16 protein-coding genes are annotated in these 18,829 nt (G+C 65.9%); 8 read left to right on the top strand and 8 right to left on the bottom strand.

The window, feature by feature from the left end; translation table 11 throughout:
- Positions 1-101: 101 nt before the first annotated feature.
- Genes L2D01_09305 through L2D01_09320 form a run of 4 tightly spaced genes read right to left on the bottom strand, consistent with a single transcriptional unit; the run spans position 102 to position 3,784 of the window.
- Entirely contained in the window at positions 102-887 is a 786-nt protein-coding gene (locus tag L2D01_09305) for an SDR family NAD(P)-dependent oxidoreductase (GenBank protein ID WBQ09091.1), read from the bottom strand.
- The gene (locus tag L2D01_09310; GenBank protein ID WBQ09092.1) at positions 884-2,428 is read right to left on the bottom strand and encodes a cryptochrome/photolyase family protein; all 1,545 of its coding nucleotides are present in this window, start codon (positions 2,426-2,428) and stop codon (positions 884-886) included. The genes L2D01_09305 and L2D01_09310 overlap by 4 nt, the downstream gene beginning before the upstream one ends.
- Complete coding sequence (locus tag L2D01_09315; GenBank protein WBQ09093.1) at positions 2,428-3,111, bottom strand: DUF6134 family protein; 684 nt, start codon at positions 3,109-3,111, stop codon at positions 2,428-2,430. Before L2D01_09315 ends, L2D01_09310 begins: the two co-directional genes overlap by 1 nt.
- A 22-nt stretch (positions 3,112-3,133) precedes the next feature.
- A complete protein-coding gene (locus tag L2D01_09320; protein ID WBQ09094.1) occupies positions 3,134-3,784 on the bottom strand; it encodes a cupin domain-containing protein in 651 nt (216 codons plus the stop codon).
- 196 nt (positions 3,785-3,980) lie between these two features.
- Between L2D01_09320 and L2D01_09325 the strand changes: the two genes are divergently transcribed.
- The gene (locus L2D01_09325) at positions 3,981-5,990 is read left to right on the top strand and encodes an alpha/beta fold hydrolase (GenBank protein WBQ09095.1); all 2,010 of its coding nucleotides are present in this window, start codon (positions 3,981-3,983) and stop codon (positions 5,988-5,990) included.
- A 4-nt stretch (positions 5,991-5,994) separates the two neighbouring features.
- On the opposite strand, the gene L2D01_09330 is transcribed toward L2D01_09325, so the two are convergent.
- Positions 5,995-6,945 (bottom strand): oxidoreductase, encoded by a 951-nt coding sequence (locus tag L2D01_09330; GenBank protein ID WBQ09096.1) that lies wholly within the window; start codon positions 6,943-6,945, stop codon positions 5,995-5,997.
- Positions 6,946-7,186: 241 nt separating this feature from the next.
- On the opposite strand from L2D01_09330, the gene L2D01_09335 reads away from it, so the two are divergent.
- Positions 7,187-7,993 carry an SDR family oxidoreductase gene (locus tag L2D01_09335; GenBank protein ID WBQ09097.1) on the top strand — a complete coding sequence of 269 codons (807 nt, stop codon included), beginning with the start codon at positions 7,187-7,189 and terminating at the stop codon, positions 7,991-7,993.
- 363 nt (positions 7,994-8,356) lie between these two features.
- Here the strand turns inward: L2D01_09335 and L2D01_09340 are convergent, their stop codons facing one another.
- Positions 8,357-8,596 (bottom strand): AbrB/MazE/SpoVT family DNA-binding domain-containing protein, encoded by a 240-nt coding sequence (locus L2D01_09340; protein ID WBQ09098.1) that lies wholly within the window; start codon positions 8,594-8,596, stop codon positions 8,357-8,359.
- 153 nt (positions 8,597-8,749) lie between these two features.
- Here L2D01_09340 and L2D01_09345 point away from each other — a divergent pair, with 153 nt between their 5' ends.
- Together L2D01_09345 and L2D01_09350 are read left to right on the top strand one after the other, a co-directional pair.
- Positions 8,750-11,038, top strand: coding sequence for a UvrD-helicase domain-containing protein (locus tag L2D01_09345; GenBank protein WBQ09099.1), 2,289 nt, complete (start codon positions 8,750-8,752; stop codon positions 11,036-11,038).
- 108 nt (positions 11,039-11,146) lie between these two features.
- Entirely contained in the window at positions 11,147-12,079 is a 933-nt protein-coding gene (locus tag L2D01_09350) for a ribose-phosphate pyrophosphokinase (GenBank protein ID WBQ09100.1), read from the top strand.
- Between the two features lie 44 nt (positions 12,080-12,123).
- Here L2D01_09350 and L2D01_09355 read toward each other — a convergent pair whose 3' ends face one another.
- The gene (locus L2D01_09355; protein WBQ09101.1) at positions 12,124-13,854 is read right to left on the bottom strand and encodes a cation:proton antiporter; all 1,731 of its coding nucleotides are present in this window, start codon (positions 13,852-13,854) and stop codon (positions 12,124-12,126) included.
- A 207-nt stretch (positions 13,855-14,061) separates the two neighbouring features.
- Between L2D01_09355 and L2D01_09360 the strand changes: the two genes are divergently transcribed.
- The 4 genes from L2D01_09360 (at position 14,062) to L2D01_09375 (ending at position 17,884) form a co-directional block, all read left to right on the top strand.
- Positions 14,062-15,045 carry a DUF3137 domain-containing protein gene (locus L2D01_09360; protein ID WBQ09102.1) on the top strand — a complete coding sequence of 328 codons (984 nt, stop codon included), beginning with the start codon at positions 14,062-14,064 and terminating at the stop codon, positions 15,043-15,045.
- A gap of 204 nt (positions 15,046-15,249) precedes the next feature.
- Positions 15,250-15,903, top strand: a complete 654-nt coding sequence (locus L2D01_09365; GenBank protein WBQ09103.1) for a 50S ribosomal protein L25/general stress protein Ctc — start codon at positions 15,250-15,252, stop codon at positions 15,901-15,903.
- A gap of 94 nt (positions 15,904-15,997) precedes the next feature.
- Positions 15,998-16,591, top strand: coding sequence for an aminoacyl-tRNA hydrolase (pth, locus tag L2D01_09370; protein ID WBQ09104.1), 594 nt, complete (start codon positions 15,998-16,000; stop codon positions 16,589-16,591).
- A 66-nt stretch (positions 16,592-16,657) separates the two neighbouring features.
- A complete protein-coding gene (locus L2D01_09375) occupies positions 16,658-17,884 on the top strand; it encodes a hypothetical protein (protein WBQ09105.1) in 1,227 nt (408 codons plus the stop codon).
- Positions 17,885-17,891: 7 nt separating this feature from the next.
- On the opposite strand, the gene L2D01_09380 is transcribed toward L2D01_09375, so the two are convergent.
- Positions 17,892-18,779, bottom strand: a complete 888-nt coding sequence (locus L2D01_09380) for a hypothetical protein (protein ID WBQ09106.1) — start codon at positions 18,777-18,779, stop codon at positions 17,892-17,894.
- Positions 18,780-18,829: the final 50 nt, after the last annotated feature.

Here is an 18,829-nt window from a genome sequence, read left to right on the forward strand (position 1 = left end):
GGGCGAAAAACATAAATGGATGGGTCCCGGGGCTCCCTGCGGTCGGCCGGGAAAACAAGTGAAGTCACCCCGCCTCATACGCCGGAGAATGCAGCTCCCCCCTACCCCTCCGGCGGCTTGTTCCAGCCGGTTTGGCGGCGCACCAGGGCGATGTGCCAGGCGCGCGGCAGGGCGTATATGGCCTTGAGCATGAGGGTGAAGCGGCGCGGGAAGGTAATCTCGAACCGGCTTGATTTCAGGCCCGAGGCAATGCGCCGGGCGGCCTCGTCGGCGCTGATCATGAAGGGTTTGGGGAATTCATTATCGTCTTGGGCCGGGGTCTCCACAAAGCCTGGCGTTACCACTTGGATATGCACGTCATAGCGGTGCAGCTCGATGGCCAGGCATTCGGCCATGTTGATCAACGCCGCCTTGGAGGCGCCATAGGCTGACGCCGTGGGCATCCCGCCAAACCCCGTGGCGGACGAGACAATTGCGATCTGGCCCTTGCGCCGTTTGGCCATGCGCCCGGTCAGCGCGCTGACGCACGCCGCCGTACCGTTGAGATTGACCGCGAAGGTCTTGGCGTAGGCCTGATAGTCGGGTTCCTCGGCGTGCACGGGAATGTAGATGCCCGCATTGAGCACTGCGCAGGCGATGAGGCCATGATCGCGCTCAATCCTGTCCACCGCCGCCATGACGGCGTCTGCGTCGGTGATGTCGAGCGGAACCGGGATGATGCGGCCTTCATGCCCGGCGGCCAGCGCGTTGAGGTCATCTTCGCCGCGTGCGGATACGACGACGGTCCAGCCCTCACCCGCCATACGCCGGGCCAGCGCGGCGCCAATGCCGGAGCTTGCGCCGGTGATCCAGACAAGGCCGTCTGACTTGGTCACTGGCTCGGTCATGCGGATTTCCTTTCCTGTTCGATGCCGATGCGCGCGAAAAACCGCGCGCTGTCGGCGCGCACGGCTGTGCGCTTGTCATCGTCCATGCGATCCAGCGTCTTGTAGATCATGGCCAGACGCTGATTGCCCTTCAGACGATCCTCATTCTCCATCAGGAAATTCCAGTAGAGATAGTTGAACGGGCAGGCTTGCGGTCCGTTCTTGAGGCTGACCTTATAGCGGCAGGTCTTGCAGTGGTCGCTCATCTTGTTGATGTAAGCGCCTGATGCGGCATAGGGTTTGGTCGCCATCAAACCGCCGTCGGCATACAGCGCCATGCCATGGGTGTTGGGCGCCTCCACCCATTCATAGGCGTCGGCGTAGACGGCGAGATACCACTCATTGACCGGCTTTGGGTCGATCCCGGCGATCAGGGCGAAATTTCCGGTGATCATCAGGCGCTGGATATGGTGGGCGTAGGCGTGGCGTTTGGTGGTCAATACGGCGTCGCGCACGCAGGCCATTTCCGTCTCACCGGTCCAGTAAAACTCGGGCAGCGGGCGGCGCGCGTCGAGGGCGTTGCGGGTGAGGTATTCAGGCATGAACCGCCAGTAGATCCCGCGCACATATTCGCGCCAGCCGAGGATCTGCCGCACAAACCCCTCCACCGCGTTGAGCGGTGCGGCGCCCGACCGCCAGGCAGCTTCGGCCTTGCGGCAGGCGATCATCGGATCGAGCAAGCCGCAATTGAAATAGAGCGCGATGACCGAGTGAAACAGGTAGGCCTCGCCGGTCTTCATGGCGTCCTGATAGTCGCCGAAATCAGGCAGCGCATGATCGATGAACCAGTCGAGCTGGCGGGCGGCGTCTTCTGCTGTGACCGCGTACCAGAAGCCCTCCAGGTCGCCGAAATGATGGGCAAAGCGCGCGGCCACCAGATCGAGCACTTCGCGCGTCACATCATCCGGCTCGATGCGCAGGCGCGCCGGAATGGTCACGCTGTCGGGCAGGCGCTTGCGGTTGTCATGGTCGAAATTCCACTGGCCGCCGGCCGGCTCGTCGCCCTCCATCAACAAGCCAGTCTCCCGGCGCATCTCGCGATAGAAGAATTCCATGGTCAGGCGCTTGCGCCCCTGCGCCCAGGCATCGAACCGGTCACGCGAGCAAATGAAGCGATCGTCGCGCCGAATTTCCACTGGAACACCAAGGCATTCCGGCCAGGTCTTCATCACCTCCATGAGGCGATGCTCACCCGGCTCCACCACGATCACACGATCATGGCCGCCCGCCGCCAGCGCCCGCCTCACCTCGCCCTCGAGAGACCCGGCATTGCCCGCGTCATCGAGGCGCGTGTAGCGCACGTCGAGGCCATCGGCCTCCAGCACGCTTGCGAAATGGCGCATGGCGGAAAACAGAAAGGCGATCTTCTTCTTGTGGTGCGGGACGTAGCCGGCCTCTTCGGCGACTTCGGCCATCAGCACGATGTCGCCCCTCACATAGTCACGCAAAGAGGCCAGCGACCGCGTCAGCTGGTCGCCCAGAACCAGCCGCAGCGCAGACATCAGCCCGTCACGGGATTGGCGCGCCGGACATAGGTCACGCTCTGGCCGCGGGCCTCGAACTCGCTACGGGCCCAGCGCCCGTTCTCGTCATACCAAAGGTCCAGAGTCAGCGAGGCGACGAGCCGATACCGGCGCGCCTGAATGGTCCCGCCATCGGCCTCGATCTCTTCTTCGCCCAAGAACTCGACATTGGTCTCCATCAACGTGCCGTGCTCGGTGTTCAGCACCTGATCCTCACCGGGCGGATAGCGATGCCAGTGCGACGACGGCAGGATGTCGGCGTCCATCGCCGCCTCCACAGCCTCGCCTGCAGGATCGCGGCCCGTGACTTCCAGCCCGTCGCCATTGGCGCGCGCGGCCACCTCGAACGTCTCGCCGTCTTTCAGCGTGCGGCCTTCAAAGGCAACCAGGCGGCCCTCCTCCCAGCGCTCAGTGGAATCGTGCTCGTAACGGAACACCGTCACCGGCCCGAGCCCGGCGCGCAGGCGCACGGTCACCTCGGCGATCAGGGCGTCGCCGTCTTCAGAAAAGCGCACTTCATGGGAGCCGAAGGATGTGCCATTGCCCCTGAACACATCAAAGATGATCGTCTCGCCAGCACTGGCGGCGAGGTCGGCCGCCGCGAGGGCGGACGGGACAGGCGCGGCCAGAAGGGCCACAAGGGCGGCGGTGAGGCGAAGCATCAACATGTCTCCTGTTTGCAGATCAAAGGCGCTGGGCCAGGCGGTTGAGCCGGTCAATGCCCGCATAGACCGGGTTGGTCAGACGCACGCCGCCCAGCTCCACCACGAAGCAGATGCAAGTCTCGGCGCTGTCCACGCGCGGATGATGCACATCGCCGGGCGATACAGCACAAACATCGCCGCGACCGAAGGCGGCGCGGCCGTCGTGAAACGAACCCGTGAGCACCAGGGTTAGTTCCTCCCCGGAATGGTCGTGGCGGGGCGCGCCCTTGCCCGGCGGGATGGAGATAAGGCGCGCGTCCACGCCGTCCCCGCTGAGGCTGGCCACGGGAATTTCGCTGTAGCCGCCCAAGCGCCGGCGCCAGCTGCGGTTCTCCTGACCTTCCAGCGCCAGCGCCAGCGGAAGCGGCAGCAGTCCCGGCTGCGGTCCGGCGAGGTGCGGGCGGCCGCCCGGGTCGGCCGGCAGTTGTTCCAGCGTGCGCGCCAGCGCATCGGCGCCCAGCGGCGCGCCCGGCAAGGCCTCGAGCAAAGCGCCAAACGCCGTTTCAACCGGCGCGGCCCGTCGCGCGGCCTCCGGGCGCATCACGCCCTGACACGCCGCCAGCACGCGCACCGCTTCGGGCGCTGCGCCTGACGCACAATCGAGTATCCAGCCTTCGTCCAGCATCGTCATGTGTTACGCCGTAAATTGCTCTTTTCATTGCATACGCACGTCTTGAGCGGGCGGATCACTGCGGCTCCAGCACTGACGGTCAGATGCACCGAGTGCGGCGCAGCCCGAAAAATCAAATTGTCACAAACTCTCCTCACGATAGACTGACGCAAAGCGCTCGCCACACCGGCGTGTAATCATGCCGTGGAGTGGTGACGTGACCGCTATCCGCTTTTGTCTGATTTGCCTTTCCGCCTGGTTCGTGGCGATCACGGCCACTGCTGCCGGCAGTGCGACTGAATCGGTCTCGCGCCTGGCTGTCATGTTTGGACAGGAGGCGAATCTGACCTACCCGGCCCTGTCGGCGGACGGCTCGCGCATCGCCTTTATCACCCGCAGCGAAGGACGCAGCCTGCTGGTGGTCATGTCGCTGGAGGGCGATCCCAACACGCGCTCGGTGGATATCACCGGCAACAAGATCCGCGAGCTGTTCTGGCTGGACGACCGGTTCGTCATAACCACGATCAGCACGTTCTCCGGCAATGTCCAGGTGGGCGGTCCGGGAAACCTGTTCGAGCAATGGCTGTCGGATACCGAATACTTCGCGCTCTTCGCGCTGGACACCTCGAACATGCAAACCGCGCAGATGCTGGGCCGCGAGCCGTCCCTGCTGCCGCAGAGCTCGCTGGCGCGCTTTGCCGGCGTGCGCGACGGACGGGTGCTCATGCCGGCCTACCGCCTCGGCGGCGGCGGCGGGCGGCCCATGCTGGAATCGACCCTGTTCGGCGTGGACCCCGCCAGCGGGACCGGACGGGTTTTTGAAACTGCGCGCCTGCGTTCGGCTGAAGTGCCGATCACAAGATGGATCGTTGACGCCCAGGGTAACGCCGTGGCGCGGCTGAGATTTGACAACGCCAATGACCGCTCCACGCTGGAGCTTCGCCAAGGCAGTAACTGGCGCGCGCATCCCCATTGGGACAATCTGTCTCCCGCCGGAGGCGTGGCCGCCGTAGACGCTGACGGATCAGGTTTCTACGCCATCAACTGGTCGGGAGGCTTCCGCACAGTCGTGCGCTTTCCCGCCGATGGCGGCGAACCCCATGGCGCGATGAGCGCCCCGCTGGGCCGGGACGTATCGGACGTGATCATTGATCCGGTCACACGCACGCCCCTGGGCGCGGCCTATATCGACGGCGCCCCGCGCCAGGTTTTCCTCGACGCCAATCTGGCCGCCCTTCATGACATGGTCGCGGCGCGCGCGCCGGGTCTGATCATCACTGTCAGCAGCTGGAATGCGGCGCGCACGCGCGCGCTGGTGCACATTGCGGCGCCCGGCGAGGCGGGAAGCTTCCTGCTGGCCGACCTGCCCAGCGGCGAGCTTGCGCCGATTGGCGAGGTGCGCCCGGAAATCGCGGATGCGGGCCTGGTCAGCACGCGCCGCCTGATCACCTACCGCACGCGCGACGGGGCCACGCTGGAGGCCATCATCACCGATCCGCCAGGCGCCGCGCCGGGCGAAGTGCGCCCGCTCGTGCTGCTGCCTCATGGCGGCCCGGCGAGCCAGGACCATCTGGGCGATGACTATATCGCGGGCTTCATCGCCGCGCTGGGCTATCGCGTGGCCCAGCCCAATTTCCGCGGCTCGGAGGGCTATGGCCGCGCGTTCGAACGGGCCGGATGGGGCGAATGGGGCGGCCGCATGCAGGACGACGTCACCGACGTTCTGACCCATCTTGTTGCCGAGGGCGCCGCTGACCCGCAGCGGGTGTGCATCGCGGGAGCCAGCTATGGCGGGTATGCGGCGCTTGCGGGGGCCGCCTTTACGCCAGACCTCTACCGCTGTGCGGCGGCCATCGCGCCGGTCACCGATCTGTGGGTATTCGCCGGCGATATCGGCGCGCGCAGCAGCCGCCGCAGCCGCGAGCGCGACTACTGGCGCGATTCCATTGACGATCCGACGCGCGAGCGCGCCACGCTTGAAGCGCGCTCGCCTGCCCGCCATGCCTCACAGGTGCAGGCGCCGGTCCTCTTGATCCATCCGGTAGAGGACACCGTGGTGCCTATCAGCCAGAGCGAGCTGATGCATCGCGCCCTCGCCGGCGCCGGCAAGGATGTGCGCCTGGTGCGGCTGGACGGCGAGGACCACTGGCTGAGCCTGCCCGAAACCCGCATCGCCATGCTTGAGGAGCTGGGCGTGTTCCTGACCACCCATATGAGTGCCCCGTAAGGGGTCAGCCTTCGGCGAGGAACCGCTCGCTCAGGGTCCACAACCGCTCTGCGAGCTCGGGGTCGACGGCATAGGGACGCACGCCTGACCAGCCGCGTTCCTGCGCCGGCTCGGCGATATTGCAGTCCTCGCAATAGGCGCCGCCGCGCCCGGTCAGCAGGGGCGACACCGCCGCCCACGCCGTGGTCGCGGCGCCCTCCTCCACCGACTTGAAGCGCGCATTCACCGACCCGTCCGCTTCGATCCAGCCGAGCGCACGCATCTCCGCCTGGTCCATATCGCGCTGCAGGCCGGTCATGATGCCGCCGGGATGGACCGAAAACGCCTCCACCCCCTGCCCGGCGTGCCGTGCATTGAATCCCAGCGCAAACAGGGCGTTGGCGGTCTTGGATTGGCCATAGGCGGTCCACTTCTCATAGTCGCGCTTGGTAAAGTCCGGATCATCGAAATCTACTTGCGACACCATGTGGGCCACCGAAGACAGCATGACCAGGCGCGCGCCCGGACGCCCCGCCATCAGAGCGCCGAGCCCGTTGGCCAGCACAAAATGACCCAGATGATTGGTGGCGAACTGCAGCTCGCGCCCGGCCGGCGTGCGCTGTTCGGGGCAGGCCATGATGCCGGCATTGCAGATCAGAAGGTCCAGCGCCTCGACACGCTCGCGCACCACATCCGCGCAGCCTGCAGCGCTCGCCGGATCGGCCAGATCCAGCGCCAGCACCTCTACTCGCTCAAAGCCGGCCAGCGCCGCCTTGGCCCGGGCCGCATCGCGCGCCGGGACCAGCACACGCGCTCCGGCCCCGACGAGCGCGCGCACCGTCTCCAGCCCGATCCCGGAATAGCCGCCGGTGACCAGCGCCGTGCGACCGGTCAGGTCGTGACCATTCATCACCTGCGCGGCGGTGGAGCGGGCGCCGAACGGGCTGTCGACGCGGCGCTGGTTTTCGATGGACATGAGAGAGCTCCAATGGATGTTACAAACTTTCCGACGGCCAAAGTGCGCCGGTCAGGCTCGATTGCCAACCCGCCGCTTGACGCCATTCTTGCCCGCGACTATCACCCCGCCCGCTCCCGCTTCGTGCGGAGGAGGACCCTGACGATGAACACGACCCGCCAGAGCTGACTTCGCGCCGCGCTTCAACGCGCAGCCCTGTAGCGCCGGAGCTTCCGGCGCGCCTCTTCGCGGATTTTTCATCATGACATCACTCAACCATCGCATCGCGCTGGTGACCGGCGCTGGCCGGGGCATTGGCGAAGCCATCGCGCGCGCTTTTCATCGCGAAGGCGCCCATGTCCTCATCACCGACATCGACGCCGACAGCGCCAACGCGCTCGCCGCAGAGCTGGGCGCGCGGGCCGAGAGCCTGCCCCTGGACGTGGGTGCGGAAGACGACTGGCGCGCGGCGCAGGCGCATGTCCGCACCCGCCATGGCGGGCTGGACGTTCTGGTCAATAATGCGGGCATCACGGGATTTCTGGAGACCGAAGGTCCCCATGATCCCGAGCACTTTCAGCTGGCCAGCTGGCGGGCGGTGCACCGGGTCAATCTGGACGGGCTGGCGCTGGGCTGCCGCGCCGCCATCGCGCTGATGAAGGGCCGGCGCGCCGGGTCCATCATCAATCTCTCCTCACGCTCAGGCGTGGTGGGGATACCGGGCGCGGCGGCCTACGCCTCGTCCAAGGCGGCGGTGCGCAACCATACCCGCACCGTGGCGCTTTACTGCGCGCAGCAGGGCTATCCCATACGCTGCAACGCGCTCCTGCCCGCGGCCATCCTGACCCCGATGTGGGACGCCATGCTCGGCGACGGCCCGCAGCGCGACACGATTCTGAACGACATCGCGAGCGGCGTGCCCATGGGCCGGTTCGGCACGCCGCAGGAAGTCGCCGAGGCGGCGGTGTTCCTGGCGGGCGACGCGTCGAGCTATATGACGGGCGCCGGCCTCGATCTCGACGGCGGGATACTGGCGGGCGCGGAGGCGGCGCCGGGGCGGCGGGGGTGAGGGATCAGGCGGGTGAAGGGGGGTCGGGAAGCTCGAAGAGTGTGGCTACCAGTTGAGCCATCCGCAGGAGCGTCCCTGATCCTACTTTTCCCGCTAGCTTCGCGTGTCTTGCGCGGGGGTCAACCGTGCGGATTTGGTCGCACAACACCCACCCATGCACCGGCGCCTCATCGGTCAGTGCGGTCTTGAATGGCCAAGGCTTTGGATTTGTCGTCACCGGACAGACCAGCACAAAGCTAGAAGCAGCGTTGTATTGACGGGTCGATATCACCACAGCGGGGCGCCGCCCGCTTTGCCCATGGCCAAACGCAGGATCAAACTCCAGCCAGATCACGTCGCCACGGTCGAAAACCGCTGGCGCGCTCACCAGATTTCTCGTCCCGCTAGCGGTCCCCATTCCATCAGTTCGGGTGGCTCCTTGTCAGCCATCGCCGCAAATATCGCCTCTCGATCCAGGGGTGGCCGCGCGGGGGTTAGAATGACCTTTCCATCCTGCACACTCAGTTCCACCGCATCGCCGACAGCGAGGCGCGTACGATCAAGAATGTCCTTGGGTATCCGCAGCCCGGCTGACTGCCCCCACTTTCCAATCAAAGCTTTCATGGTCGCCTCACGAATTGATATCTTAAAAATATCATAGATGCTTGCACGACGCCAACACTCGCTACCCGACGCACACCCTGCCCCCTGCCTTCACCGCGCCCGCGTGCTAGTTTCGTTCTCTTGTTCGAATCGCCGCTTGCCTCAGGTGCGTCCATGTCCACCCTTCCGCTGTCCCAGCAGGCCGCTGCGCGTCCGCCGCGCACTGAGGCCGCGTATCTTGACGGGCTGAACGCTGACCAGCGCGCGGCGGTGGAGGCCACTGAAGGCCCGGTTCTGGTGCTGGCGGGGGCCGGGACCGGCAAGACGCGGGTGCTGACCACGCGCCTCGCGCACATATTGGCCACGGGCAAGGCCTGGCCCTCCCAGATCCTGGCGGTGACCTTCACAAACAAGGCCGCGCGCGAGATGAAGCATCGCGTCAGCGCGAGCATGGGCGAGCATGTGGAGGGCCTGCCGTGGCTCGGCACTTTCCACTCTGTGGCCGCCCAGATTTTGCGCCGCCACGCCGAACTGGCGGGTCTGAAATCCAGCTTCACCATTCTGGATACCGACGATCAGCTGCGCCTGATCAAGCAGATCCTCGAAGCCGAAGGCATCGACATCAAGCGCTGGACTCCGCGCTATTTCGCCAGCCTGGTGGACGGGTGGAAGAACCGCGCACTGACGCCCGAACGCATCCCGGAAGAAGACAAGTGGAGCTTCGCCGACGGACAGGCCGGCGCGCTCTACCGGCTTTATCAGGAACGCCTGTCGGTTCTGAACGCCTGCGATTTCGGCGATCTCCTGCTGCACGTCATCACCATCTTCCAGGCCCACCCCGACGTGCTGGCCGAGTTCCACCGCCGCTTCCGCTATGTGCTGGTGGACGAGTATCAGGACACCAACGTCGCACAGTATCTGTGGCTGCGCCTGCTGGCGCGCGGATCGGGCAATCTGTGCTGCGTGGGTGATGACGACCAGTCCATCTATGGCTGGCGAGGCGCGGAGGTGGACAACATTCTGCGCTTCGAGACCGATTTTCCCGGCGCGAAAGTCATACGGCTGGAGCGCAATTACCGATCTACCGGACATATTCTGGGCGCCGCCGCCGGCCTGATCGCCGCCAACAAGGCGCGCCTGGGCAAGACGCTGTGGACCGAGGACGATCCCGGCCAGCCTGTGCAGGTCAGCGGTTTGTGGGATGGCGAGGCCGAAGCGCGCTTTGTCGCCGACACGGTGGAAGCCCATGTGCGGGGCGGCGGCAAGCACAGCGATATCGCGGTGCTGGTGCGCGCCTCATGGCAGATGCGCGCCTTTGAAGAGCGTTTCATCATGCTGGGCCTGCCCTACAAGGTGGTCGGCGGACCCAGATTCTTCGAGCGCGCCGAGATCCGCGACGCCTTGGCCTATATGCGCCTTGTACGCTCCATCGATGATGATCTGGCGTTCGAGCGCGTGGTCAACACGCCCAAGCGGGGCATCGGCGACACCACCGTGCAGCGGCTCGCCGCGGCGGCGCGCAGCGCGCGCACCTCCATCGCCGAGGCCGCGCGCCTGATCGTCCGGACCGACGAGATTCGCGGCAAGGCTCGCACGGCCTTGCAGGTCTTTTTGCGCGATATCGACCGCTGGGCGGGTCAGGCCGAGAGCATGCGCCATGACGAGCTGGCCGAGATCGTGCTCGATGAAAGCGGCTACACGTCCATGTGGCGCGAGGACAAGAGCCCGCAGGCGGCCGGCCGTCTCGATAACCTGAAGGAGCTGGTGCGCTCCATGGGGGAGTTCGACACGCTGGACGCCTTCCTAGAACACATCGCTCTCGTCTCCGACGTGGACCGCGCTGAGGATGGCGAAGAGGTCTCGCTGATGACGCTGCACGCCGCGAAGGGGCTGGAATTTCCGCTGGTCTTCCTGCCGGGCTGGGAAGAAACGGTCTTCCCCTCCCAGCGCGCGCTGGACGAAAGCGGCGCAGCCGCGCTGGAGGAAGAGCGGCGCCTGGCCTATGTGGGCCTCACCCGGGCGCGCGAGCGCGCGATCATCAGCTTCACCGCCAACCGCATGATTTACGGGCGCTGGCAATCGGTGCTGCCCTCGCGCTTCATCGATGAATTGCCGCCCGAGCACTGCGAGGCCCAGTCGGAAACCGGATATTACGACGCCGGGCCGGGCTTCCAGGAGAGCGCCGGACCGTCGGACGCGTTCCGCTCCTCCTATGAGAGCCCCGGCTGGCGGCGCTATCAGGAGAGCCAGGCCTCGGGCCGGCGCGCCAATCCCGGCGTGATCGAGGGCCAGGCCACGCTCATCACCAGCGGGAAGCCGAGTAAATTCGCCCGCGGTCAACGCGTCTTCCACCAGAAATTCGGCTATGGCCAGATCATCGAAGCCGACGGTGACAAACTCACCGTGGCGTTTGAAAAAGCCGGCACGAAGAAGGTGGTGGCTGGGTTTGTGGAGGCGGTTTGAGGCCGCCCCAACCCCTCCGCCCGCTGACAATCACGCGCACCGGCCTTTGCGCCCCGGGCAGGCTCTGCTATCAGGCGCACGGGGATTGGGTCTCGAGGGTGATGCGTCATGAAGCTGATCTGCGGCAACGCCAACCGGCCATTGGCGAAAGCCATCGCGGACTATCTCGACGCCCCCCTGTCCAACGTGGAGATCGAACGCTTCGCCGATGACGAGCTGTTCGTGCGCATTGATGAGAACATGCGCGGACAGGACGTCTTCATGATCCAGTCCACCTCCAAGCCCGCCAACGACAATCTTATGGAATTGCTGATCTGCATGGACGCGCTCACACGGGCGAGCGCACGGCGGATAACAGCGGTCATCCCCTATTTCGGCTATGCCCGCCAGGACCGCAAAGTTGGCGGGCGCACGCCCATCACCGCCAAGCTGGTGGCCAATCTGATCGCCGGCTCCGGGGCCCACCGCGTGCTGACGCTGGACCTGCATGCCGGCCAGATACAGGGCTTTTTCGACATCCCCACCGACAATCTGTTCGCCACGCCGGTGTTCGAGCGCGACATCCGCCAGAGCTATGACGTGAAGGATCTAATGATCGTGTCGCCGGACGTAGGCGGGGTGGTGCGCGCGCGCGCTCTGGCCAGCCGCTTGGGCGCCGACATCGCCATCGTGGACAAGCGCCGTCCGCGTGCGGGCGTCAGCGAAGTGATGAACATCATCGGCGATGTGGAAGGCCGGCGCTGCATCATCTTTGACGACATCATCGATTCAGGCGGCACGCTGTGCAACGCCGCCGCCGCCATCAAGGACGCCGGCGCCGCCGAGGTCTCGGCCTACATCACCCACGGCGTTCTGTCGGGCAAAGCGATCGAGCGCATCGACGCTTCGGTGCTGAGCGAACTGGTGGTCACCGATTCCATCAATGTGACCGACAAGACGGCGGCGTCTGCCAAGGTGCGCGCGCTCTCGGTTGCGCCGCTGCTGGGCGAAGCCATCCGGCGCATCGCCAATGATGAGTCCGTGTCCAAACTGTTCGACTAGACGCCCGCCCCGGTCTGCTCGGGTCCGGTCGGCCCGGACCCGTCCTATCCGGGAATGTCTCTCTGCTCCTCGGCGTCCTCGATAGGATCGAGCCGCTCGATATTCAGGTCCGACCGCCCGCTGATCAGGTCCACCGCCCGGTCCGCCGCGTCCTGGAAGGGCTGCAACACCAGATCGGCGCCCGCCTCCGTCAATTCGTCAATGCGCGTGCCATGCTGGCTGGTGACGGCGATCTTCCCCTTGAAGCCGAGCTGGCGCAGCGTCTTGATCATAGCGATGCGGCTGTCCTCGTGGGCGACGCCGGTTTCACGGTCCGTAGCGGTGGAAATCACCCACTGCACGCCCTTCAGCGGCAGATGGGAGATGAATTCCTGATCGGACAGATCGCCATAGATTGTATCCAGCCCACGATCGCGCCAGGTCCGCACGGCCGCCGGATTGAAGTCCGCGCCCAGCGCTGAAATCTCGTTCTTGATCAGGCGCTGCGCAATCGCGCCGCCATACCGGCCCAGCCCCAGAAGGATCACGTCATGACGCCGTTTGGCGGCGTCGCCCTCTCCGTTCTCGGCTGGCTGGAGCGTCTTGCGCTCGAACACGCCCAGGATCGGCTCCAGCAGCGGGTATATGCGGTGGGAGTAGGTGATCATGTAGGTCGATGCGCCGATGGTGATGAGCCCCACCAGGGTCACCAGGCCCAGCGCCCGCTCGTCGACATGGCCTATGGTCAGGCCCATCGCCATGAAGATAAGCGAAAACTCGGAGATTTGCGCCACGGTGAGACCGGCGAGGAAACCGGTGCGCTTGCGATAGCCCATCACCCCCATGATCACCATGACGATGAGCGGATTGCCGATGAGGACGAAGAGCGAAAAGATCACCGCCGCCGGGATGTTCTGCCCGATCAGGGACAGGTCAAGCTGGGACCCCAGCGCCACGAAAAAGAACAGCAGCAGGAAATCACGCAGCGAGGCGAGGCGGGCCGAGATGGCGTCGCGGTAGGGCGTCGAGGCCAGCGCCACCCCCGCCAGCAGACCGCCCAGCTCCTTGCCCAGGCCGAATACATCGCCAATGGCCGCGAACGCGGCGGCCATGGCGATGGAGAAGGTAATCAGCAGCTCGGGCGATCCGGCCAGCCGCGATGTTAGCGGCGTGGCGGCGAAGCGGATGAACAGGACCACGAGGACCACCATCACCAGGCCCGCGCCCAGCACCGTCAGGACGTCCTGTACGCCCGCGCCGTCCTGTCCGCCGACGCCCAGCGCGCTCAGCGCGATCATGGCGACCACCACCACAATGTCCTGAACAATCAAGAAGCCCAGCGCGATGCGGCCGTGAAGCGAGTCGATCTCGCGCTTGTCGCTGAGCAGCTTCACGATAATGATCGTGGATGAGAAGGTCAGCGCCACCGCGATATACACGCTGGTGATGGGGTCGAAGCCAAGGCCGAGGGCGATCAGGAAGCCGAAGATCGACGTAAAGGCGACCTGTCCAAGACCCGTCAGCAGGGACACCGGGCCGAGCGATTGGATCAGCTTGATGTCCAGCTTGATGCCCACCAGGAACAGCAGCAGCGCGATGCCCAGCTCGGCCAGCACGCCGACGCTGTCATCAGACCGGATCAGGTCCAGCACGGAGGGGCCGGCGATGATGCCCACCACGATGAAACTGACGATCAGGGGCTGGCGCAGGATATGGCCGACCAATCCGATGGCCGCAGCGACCGTGAGCAGCACTGCGATCTCGTAAAAGATCGAGTGGGTGATCACGTCTTCCATGGCTGTGCGCCCCCTGGCAAAACAGCGCCGCGCCCGGTGCGCGCGCGCACCGGGCCTGCCGCCTGAAATAAACAAGTTACCGAGTGTGCGGCGACTCAGCCTGCCGCGTCAAAGAAAAAGGCGGTGTGATGCAGGCCGGGCGGTGGGTCTGGACGCCGCTCGCGCATCACGGCAGGGTCTGTTCGGCTTAACTGACCGGGGACGCGCATGAAGGATCTTGATCACGCCATGGCCGAGCTTGGCCCGTGGCTGTCGCAGCATGAATCGCGCCGCAAGGCGGCCGTGTCCCGGCTGGTGGTGGGCATTGTGGCCGCTGTCGCCGCGGCGATCGTCATCGGCGCCGGTCTGGGCTTTGCGGGCGTGCCCACGCCCTTCGTGATTTTCGCAGGCGTAGCCGCAGCGATGGGCGTCATGGCGTGGGCGGGCTATCCGCTTCAGCAGCTGCGCACCGAAGTCAAACACGGCCTGAACACCCGCATGGCGCAGGCATTCGGCCTGACCTACAGCCCCAGGCCGCCCAGCCCCGCCCGCTTTGACGCCTTCCTCTCTCATGGCCTGATCACCAGCTCGGACCGGCAAGCGTTCGAAGACCATTTCGCCGGCGAATCTCACGGCGCCGATTTCGAGCTGTACGAAGCCCATCTCCAACAGCGCCGACGCAGCAAGGACCGCACCTATTACGTCACTGTGTTTCACGGTGTTCTGATCCGCATCACCTTCCCGCTCACCATCGAGGGCGTGACCCTGGTGACGCGCGACAAGGGTCTGTTCAACGGCATCGAAGCGTTCTCGCGGCGCCATCTCGCGGGGCGCAAGCTGGAGCGTATCGGCCTGGTCGATCTCCGGTTCGACCGTCTGTTCGAGGTGTACGGCACCGACCAGGTGATGGCGCGCTATCTGCTGACCCCCTCGTTCATGGAGCGCCTGCTCAGGCTGGAAGAAGTGCTCGCGGGCAAGAACGTGCGCTGTGTGTTCGACGAGGACCTCGTCCCCGAAAGCGGGCGCGGCGAGCTTCTGATTGCGGCCGAGACTGGCAACAAGTTCGAGCCCGGCTCACTGTTCACGCCGCTGGATGACCGCAAGCGCGTCGCCAAGCTGCATGAAGAGTTCCGGCTGATCGAGGACATCATGGAAACGCTGCTGCAACCGCCCGCTCAAGGCGGCGGTGTGGGCGCCAGCGTGGTGGCGTAGCCTGAGGGTGAGGATTGCCGGGCAAACCGGACATGTCTGCGCTCCAGGCTGCAGCAATACGCGCACCGCGCGCCTTGCGCGGGTTTGGCGGATCGGCTATAGCCCGCCGCTCGAATTGCGGTGCTGCGCTCAAGGCGCGTCGCCGCGCGCCGTGCGCCGCCGGTTTGGGCGGCGCATGCATTTGAACCCTGAGGAACCGGTCTGATGAGCGATATTGTTCTTTCCGTCGAAGTGCGCGAGCGCACCGGCAAGGGCGGCGCCCGCGAAGCGCGCCGCGGCGGCCTTGTGCCGGGCGTGCTGTATGGCGGCGATCGCGGCCCGGTCGCCATCACGCTGAAAAACAATGAGCTGATCAAGGCGATCAATTCGGGCAAGTTTCTGTCCCAGATGATCACCATCAACCACAAGGGCGAGACGCAAACTGTGCTGACGCGCGATGTGCAGTTCGATCCGGTGCGCGATTTCCCGCTGCACGTGGACTTTCAGCGCGTGGACGAAAATTCGGTCATCTCGGTGGAAGTGCCTGTGCGCTTCCTCAATGAAGAGAAGGCCCCGGGCATCAAGCGCGGCGGCGTGGTCAACGTGGTGCGCCACACCATCGAAGTGTACTGCCCGGCCGGCCAGATCCCGGAAGCGATCGAGATCGATATCGAGCACATGAATATCGGGGACTCGCTGCACATCTCCGAAGTCACCCTGCCCGAAGGCGTGAAGCCGACCATCACCGACCGCGACTTCACCATTGCGACCATGCAAGGCTCGCGTGCGGTGATCGAAGGCGAAGATGGCGACGCGGAGGACGCAGAGTCCGATGACGACGCCGAGGTCCAAGCCGAGGACGAAACCAGCGAGGACTAGTCCTGCTGGCCCCTAGCCCGGCCCTGAACCGTATCAAGGGCGGCGCGCCGGAGCCTGGCTCCAGCCGCCGCCCTTTCCATGTGCGGAGCACGCCATGCACCTGATCACGGGCCTCGGCAATCCCGGCGCGAAATACGCCGCCAACCGCCATAATGCCGGTTTCATGGCTGTCGACGCGATCGCCGCGCAATGGTCGCTGGGCCCCTGGCGCAAGCGCTTCCACGGCGAGGCGTGCGAAGGGGTGATCGCGACGGCGGACGGTCCCGCGCGCGTGCTGCTGCTGAAACCCCAGACCTTCTACAATGAAGCGGGCCGCGCCGTGGCCGAGGCGATGAATTTCTACCGTCTCGACGCCTCCGATCTGACCGTTTTTCATGATGAGCTGGATCTGGCGCCGGGCAAGTTCCGCCTGAAGCGCGGCGGCGGACATGCGGGCAATAATGGCCTGCGCTCCATCATCGCCCATGTCCCCGGAGACTTCCGTCGCGGACGCATCGGGATCGGCCATCCAGGCGACAAGAACCGCGTCACCGCCTGGGTCTTGGCCGACGTGCCCAAGGCTGACCAGGACTGGTTTGGTACGCTGCTGGACGCCATCGCGCGCAGCGCGCCCTTGCTGCTGACGCAAGGCGGCGACGACGCCTTCCAGACCCGCGTCACCCATCTGGCGCCCGCCCCGCCGGGCTGAGGCCGGTTTGACATCCCGCCGGACGGCCCCAAGTTTCATGGCTCAGTCAGCCAGACAGGAACGCCCATGTTGGATGCACTCGCCCCCTCCCCCGCAGACCAGGTGCGCAAGCGCATGGACCAGCTCGCCCAGGCCGACGGCGCGGCCCGGCTGATCGCCGCCGCAGACAGCCTGGCCAAGCCAAGCCAGTGTCTGGAGCGCACGCTGGATGTCGAGGGCTTGGGCCAGCTGGAAGCGTTCCGGGTGCGCTTTGCGCAAGGCGGCGAACCGACCAAGGGCGGCATTCGTTTCGATGCAGACGCCGACGCCCACGAGGTCGAACGCCTGGCTCTGCTGATGGCGCTGAAATGTGCTTTGTCCGGCCTGCCCTATGGCGGCGCCAAAGGTGCGGTGAAGGTGGATGCGCGCACGCTGGACCGCAGCCAGCGCGATCAGGTCGCCCGCGCCTATGCCCGCGCCTTCAGCGACATCATCGGCCCGGACACCGACGTGCCCGCCCCCGACATCGCCACCGGCGCCGACGAGATGGACGCCATACGCCGCGAGCTCGGGTATGAGAAGGGCGCCAGCCGCGCACCCATCACCGGCCTGCCGCCCGAGCATGGCGGACTGAAACTGCGCAAAGGCGCCACCGGTCTGGGCGCGTGGCGGGTCTATCAGCGCCTGTGCAAGGAGGGCCTGTGCGTGGCCCGGCCGCGCATCGCCGTTCAGGGCTTCGGCAATGCCGGGACCGCGTTTGCGCGCGCCGCCTGCGCCAAGGGCGCCGTGATCGTAGCGGCGTCCGATTCCCGCTCGCTGGCCCATGACCGCGACGGTCTGGACCTCGACGCGCTGGATGCGCGCAAGTCCGATACCGGCAAGGTCGGCCAGTCCGGGGACACGGAGTCCATCTTCGCCATTGATTGCGACGTGCTGGTGCTGGCCGCCAAGGGCGACGCCGTGACGGGCGAAACGGCACGCCAGATCAAGGCGGGCCGCCTGGTGGAGATCGCCAACGCGCCGGTGACCGGCGAAGGTTATCAGGTGCTGGACGCGCGCGGGATCCAGAGCCTGCCCGACATCCTGGCCAATGCCGGCGGGGTGGTCGGGTCCTATTTCGAATGGCGTGAATTTGCGCGGAGCGAGCAGCCCGACAATGACGCGCTTCAGGCAGAATGGGAGGCAGTTATGGATGCGGCCGCCGACCGGGTCAGCGCGCGCGTGGACCAAACCGGTTTGCCGGTGCATTCAGCCGCTCTGGTGGAGGCGCTGCACCAGCTGGACCCGGGTTCACGCCAGCTGCTGGTCAGTTGACACAGTGTCAGCGGGCGCGGTCCAGCTGGCTGATCGAGATCGCGCCGGTGCCGCACACATCATAGGCCAGCGCGCCCGCCGGGCGGCCGCTGGCGTCATGAACCGCCTCATATAGATAACAGCCCTCGCCATCATCGGGCATGGCGCCGGGGATAAAGACCGGGTCAGCCTCGCCCGGCGCTGGCTCGGCGCGGTCGCTGACCACTGAAAACTCCGGCCCGCGCTCCCCGATCAGGCAGTCCCACCGCCCGGATTCGCCAAAGCGCATGCGCACCCGCGTGCCTGCCCGCTCGCGCGCCGCATAAAGCACGTGGGCCTGCCCGCTGCCGCGCACGAAGGCCATGGAGGAATTGCGCGCCGCACTGACGCACTGGCCGATATCGGTCATCAGGGCGGGAAGGTGTTCAGTCCAGCTCGGATTGGGACCCGTTTCGCGCGCACAGCCGTGATAGCCCAGACGCCCGACCAGAACGGACGCCTCGCGCGCCCAGACGCCATCTGACGCAGTGCATGGCCGCGCACGCATGGACACTCGCACCCGGTCCAGCAGTGAGCCTTCAGTGTAGACCCGCTCGCCATCGCTGACCCAGGGCTGGGTCAGGTCGAATTCTGTCTCCACCGGGCCCGTCCGGAAACCATGGCCGCTGAACAGCGCGGCCACCCGGCCGTCGATCTCACGAAAGGTGATGACGGCGTGGAAGTTCTCGCCTTCGATTTCGAACCCGGCGGTCTCGGGGTCGCGCGGGGCGGGCGCCAGCGTGGTGGACACATCCTGTTGGGCGGAGAAACCGGACGGGGACAGCGACGGCGGCGCCGTCACGCAGGCCGAAGCCAGACAGGCCAGCCCGGCCGCCGCCATACCGCGCATCCAGCCCGAAATCGTTCCTGCATTCATCGCCCGCCCCCCTCTTCGTGAGCGCACTTTACACCGCCCGCGTGACAAAC

The organism is Hyphomonadaceae bacterium ML37, from assembly GCA_027627685.1.
Lineage (GTDB): Bacteria > Pseudomonadota > Alphaproteobacteria > Caulobacterales > Maricaulaceae > Oceanicaulis.

Coding starts and splice junctions, on each gene's coding strand:
- L2D01_09360 (WBQ09102.1), top strand. CDS start 14,062: ATGAAGGATCTTGATCACGCCATGGCCGAGCTTGGCCCGTGGCTGTCG.
- L2D01_09350 (WBQ09100.1), top strand. CDS start 11,147: ATGAAGCTGATCTGCGGCAACGCCAACCGGCCATTGGCGAAAGCCATC.
- L2D01_09315 (WBQ09093.1), bottom strand. CDS start 3,111: ATGCTTCGCCTCACCGCCGCCCTTGTGGCCCTTCTGGCCGCGCCTGTC.
- L2D01_09380 (WBQ09106.1), bottom strand. CDS start 18,779: ATGAATGCAGGAACGATTTCGGGCTGGATGCGCGGTATGGCGGCGGCC.
- L2D01_09345 (WBQ09099.1), top strand. CDS start 8,750: ATGTCCACCCTTCCGCTGTCCCAGCAGGCCGCTGCGCGTCCGCCGCGC.
- L2D01_09310 (WBQ09092.1), bottom strand. CDS start 2,428: ATGTCTGCGCTGCGGCTGGTTCTGGGCGACCAGCTGACGCGGTCGCTG.
- L2D01_09305 (WBQ09091.1), bottom strand. CDS start 887: ATGACCGAGCCAGTGACCAAGTCAGACGGCCTTGTCTGGATCACCGGC.
- L2D01_09340 (WBQ09098.1), bottom strand. CDS start 8,596: ATGAAAGCTTTGATTGGAAAGTGGGGGCAGTCAGCCGGGCTGCGGATA.
- L2D01_09355 (WBQ09101.1), bottom strand. CDS start 13,854: ATGGAAGACGTGATCACCCACTCGATCTTTTACGAGATCGCAGTGCTG.
- L2D01_09365 (WBQ09103.1), top strand. CDS start 15,250: ATGAGCGATATTGTTCTTTCCGTCGAAGTGCGCGAGCGCACCGGCAAG.
- L2D01_09320 (WBQ09094.1), bottom strand. CDS start 3,784: ATGACGATGCTGGACGAAGGCTGGATACTCGATTGTGCGTCAGGCGCA.
- L2D01_09335 (WBQ09097.1), top strand. CDS start 7,187: ATGACATCACTCAACCATCGCATCGCGCTGGTGACCGGCGCTGGCCGG.
- pth (WBQ09104.1), top strand. CDS start 15,998: ATGCACCTGATCACGGGCCTCGGCAATCCCGGCGCGAAATACGCCGCC.
- L2D01_09330 (WBQ09096.1), bottom strand. CDS start 6,945: ATGTCCATCGAAAACCAGCGCCGCGTCGACAGCCCGTTCGGCGCCCGC.
- L2D01_09375 (WBQ09105.1), top strand. CDS start 16,658: ATGTTGGATGCACTCGCCCCCTCCCCCGCAGACCAGGTGCGCAAGCGC.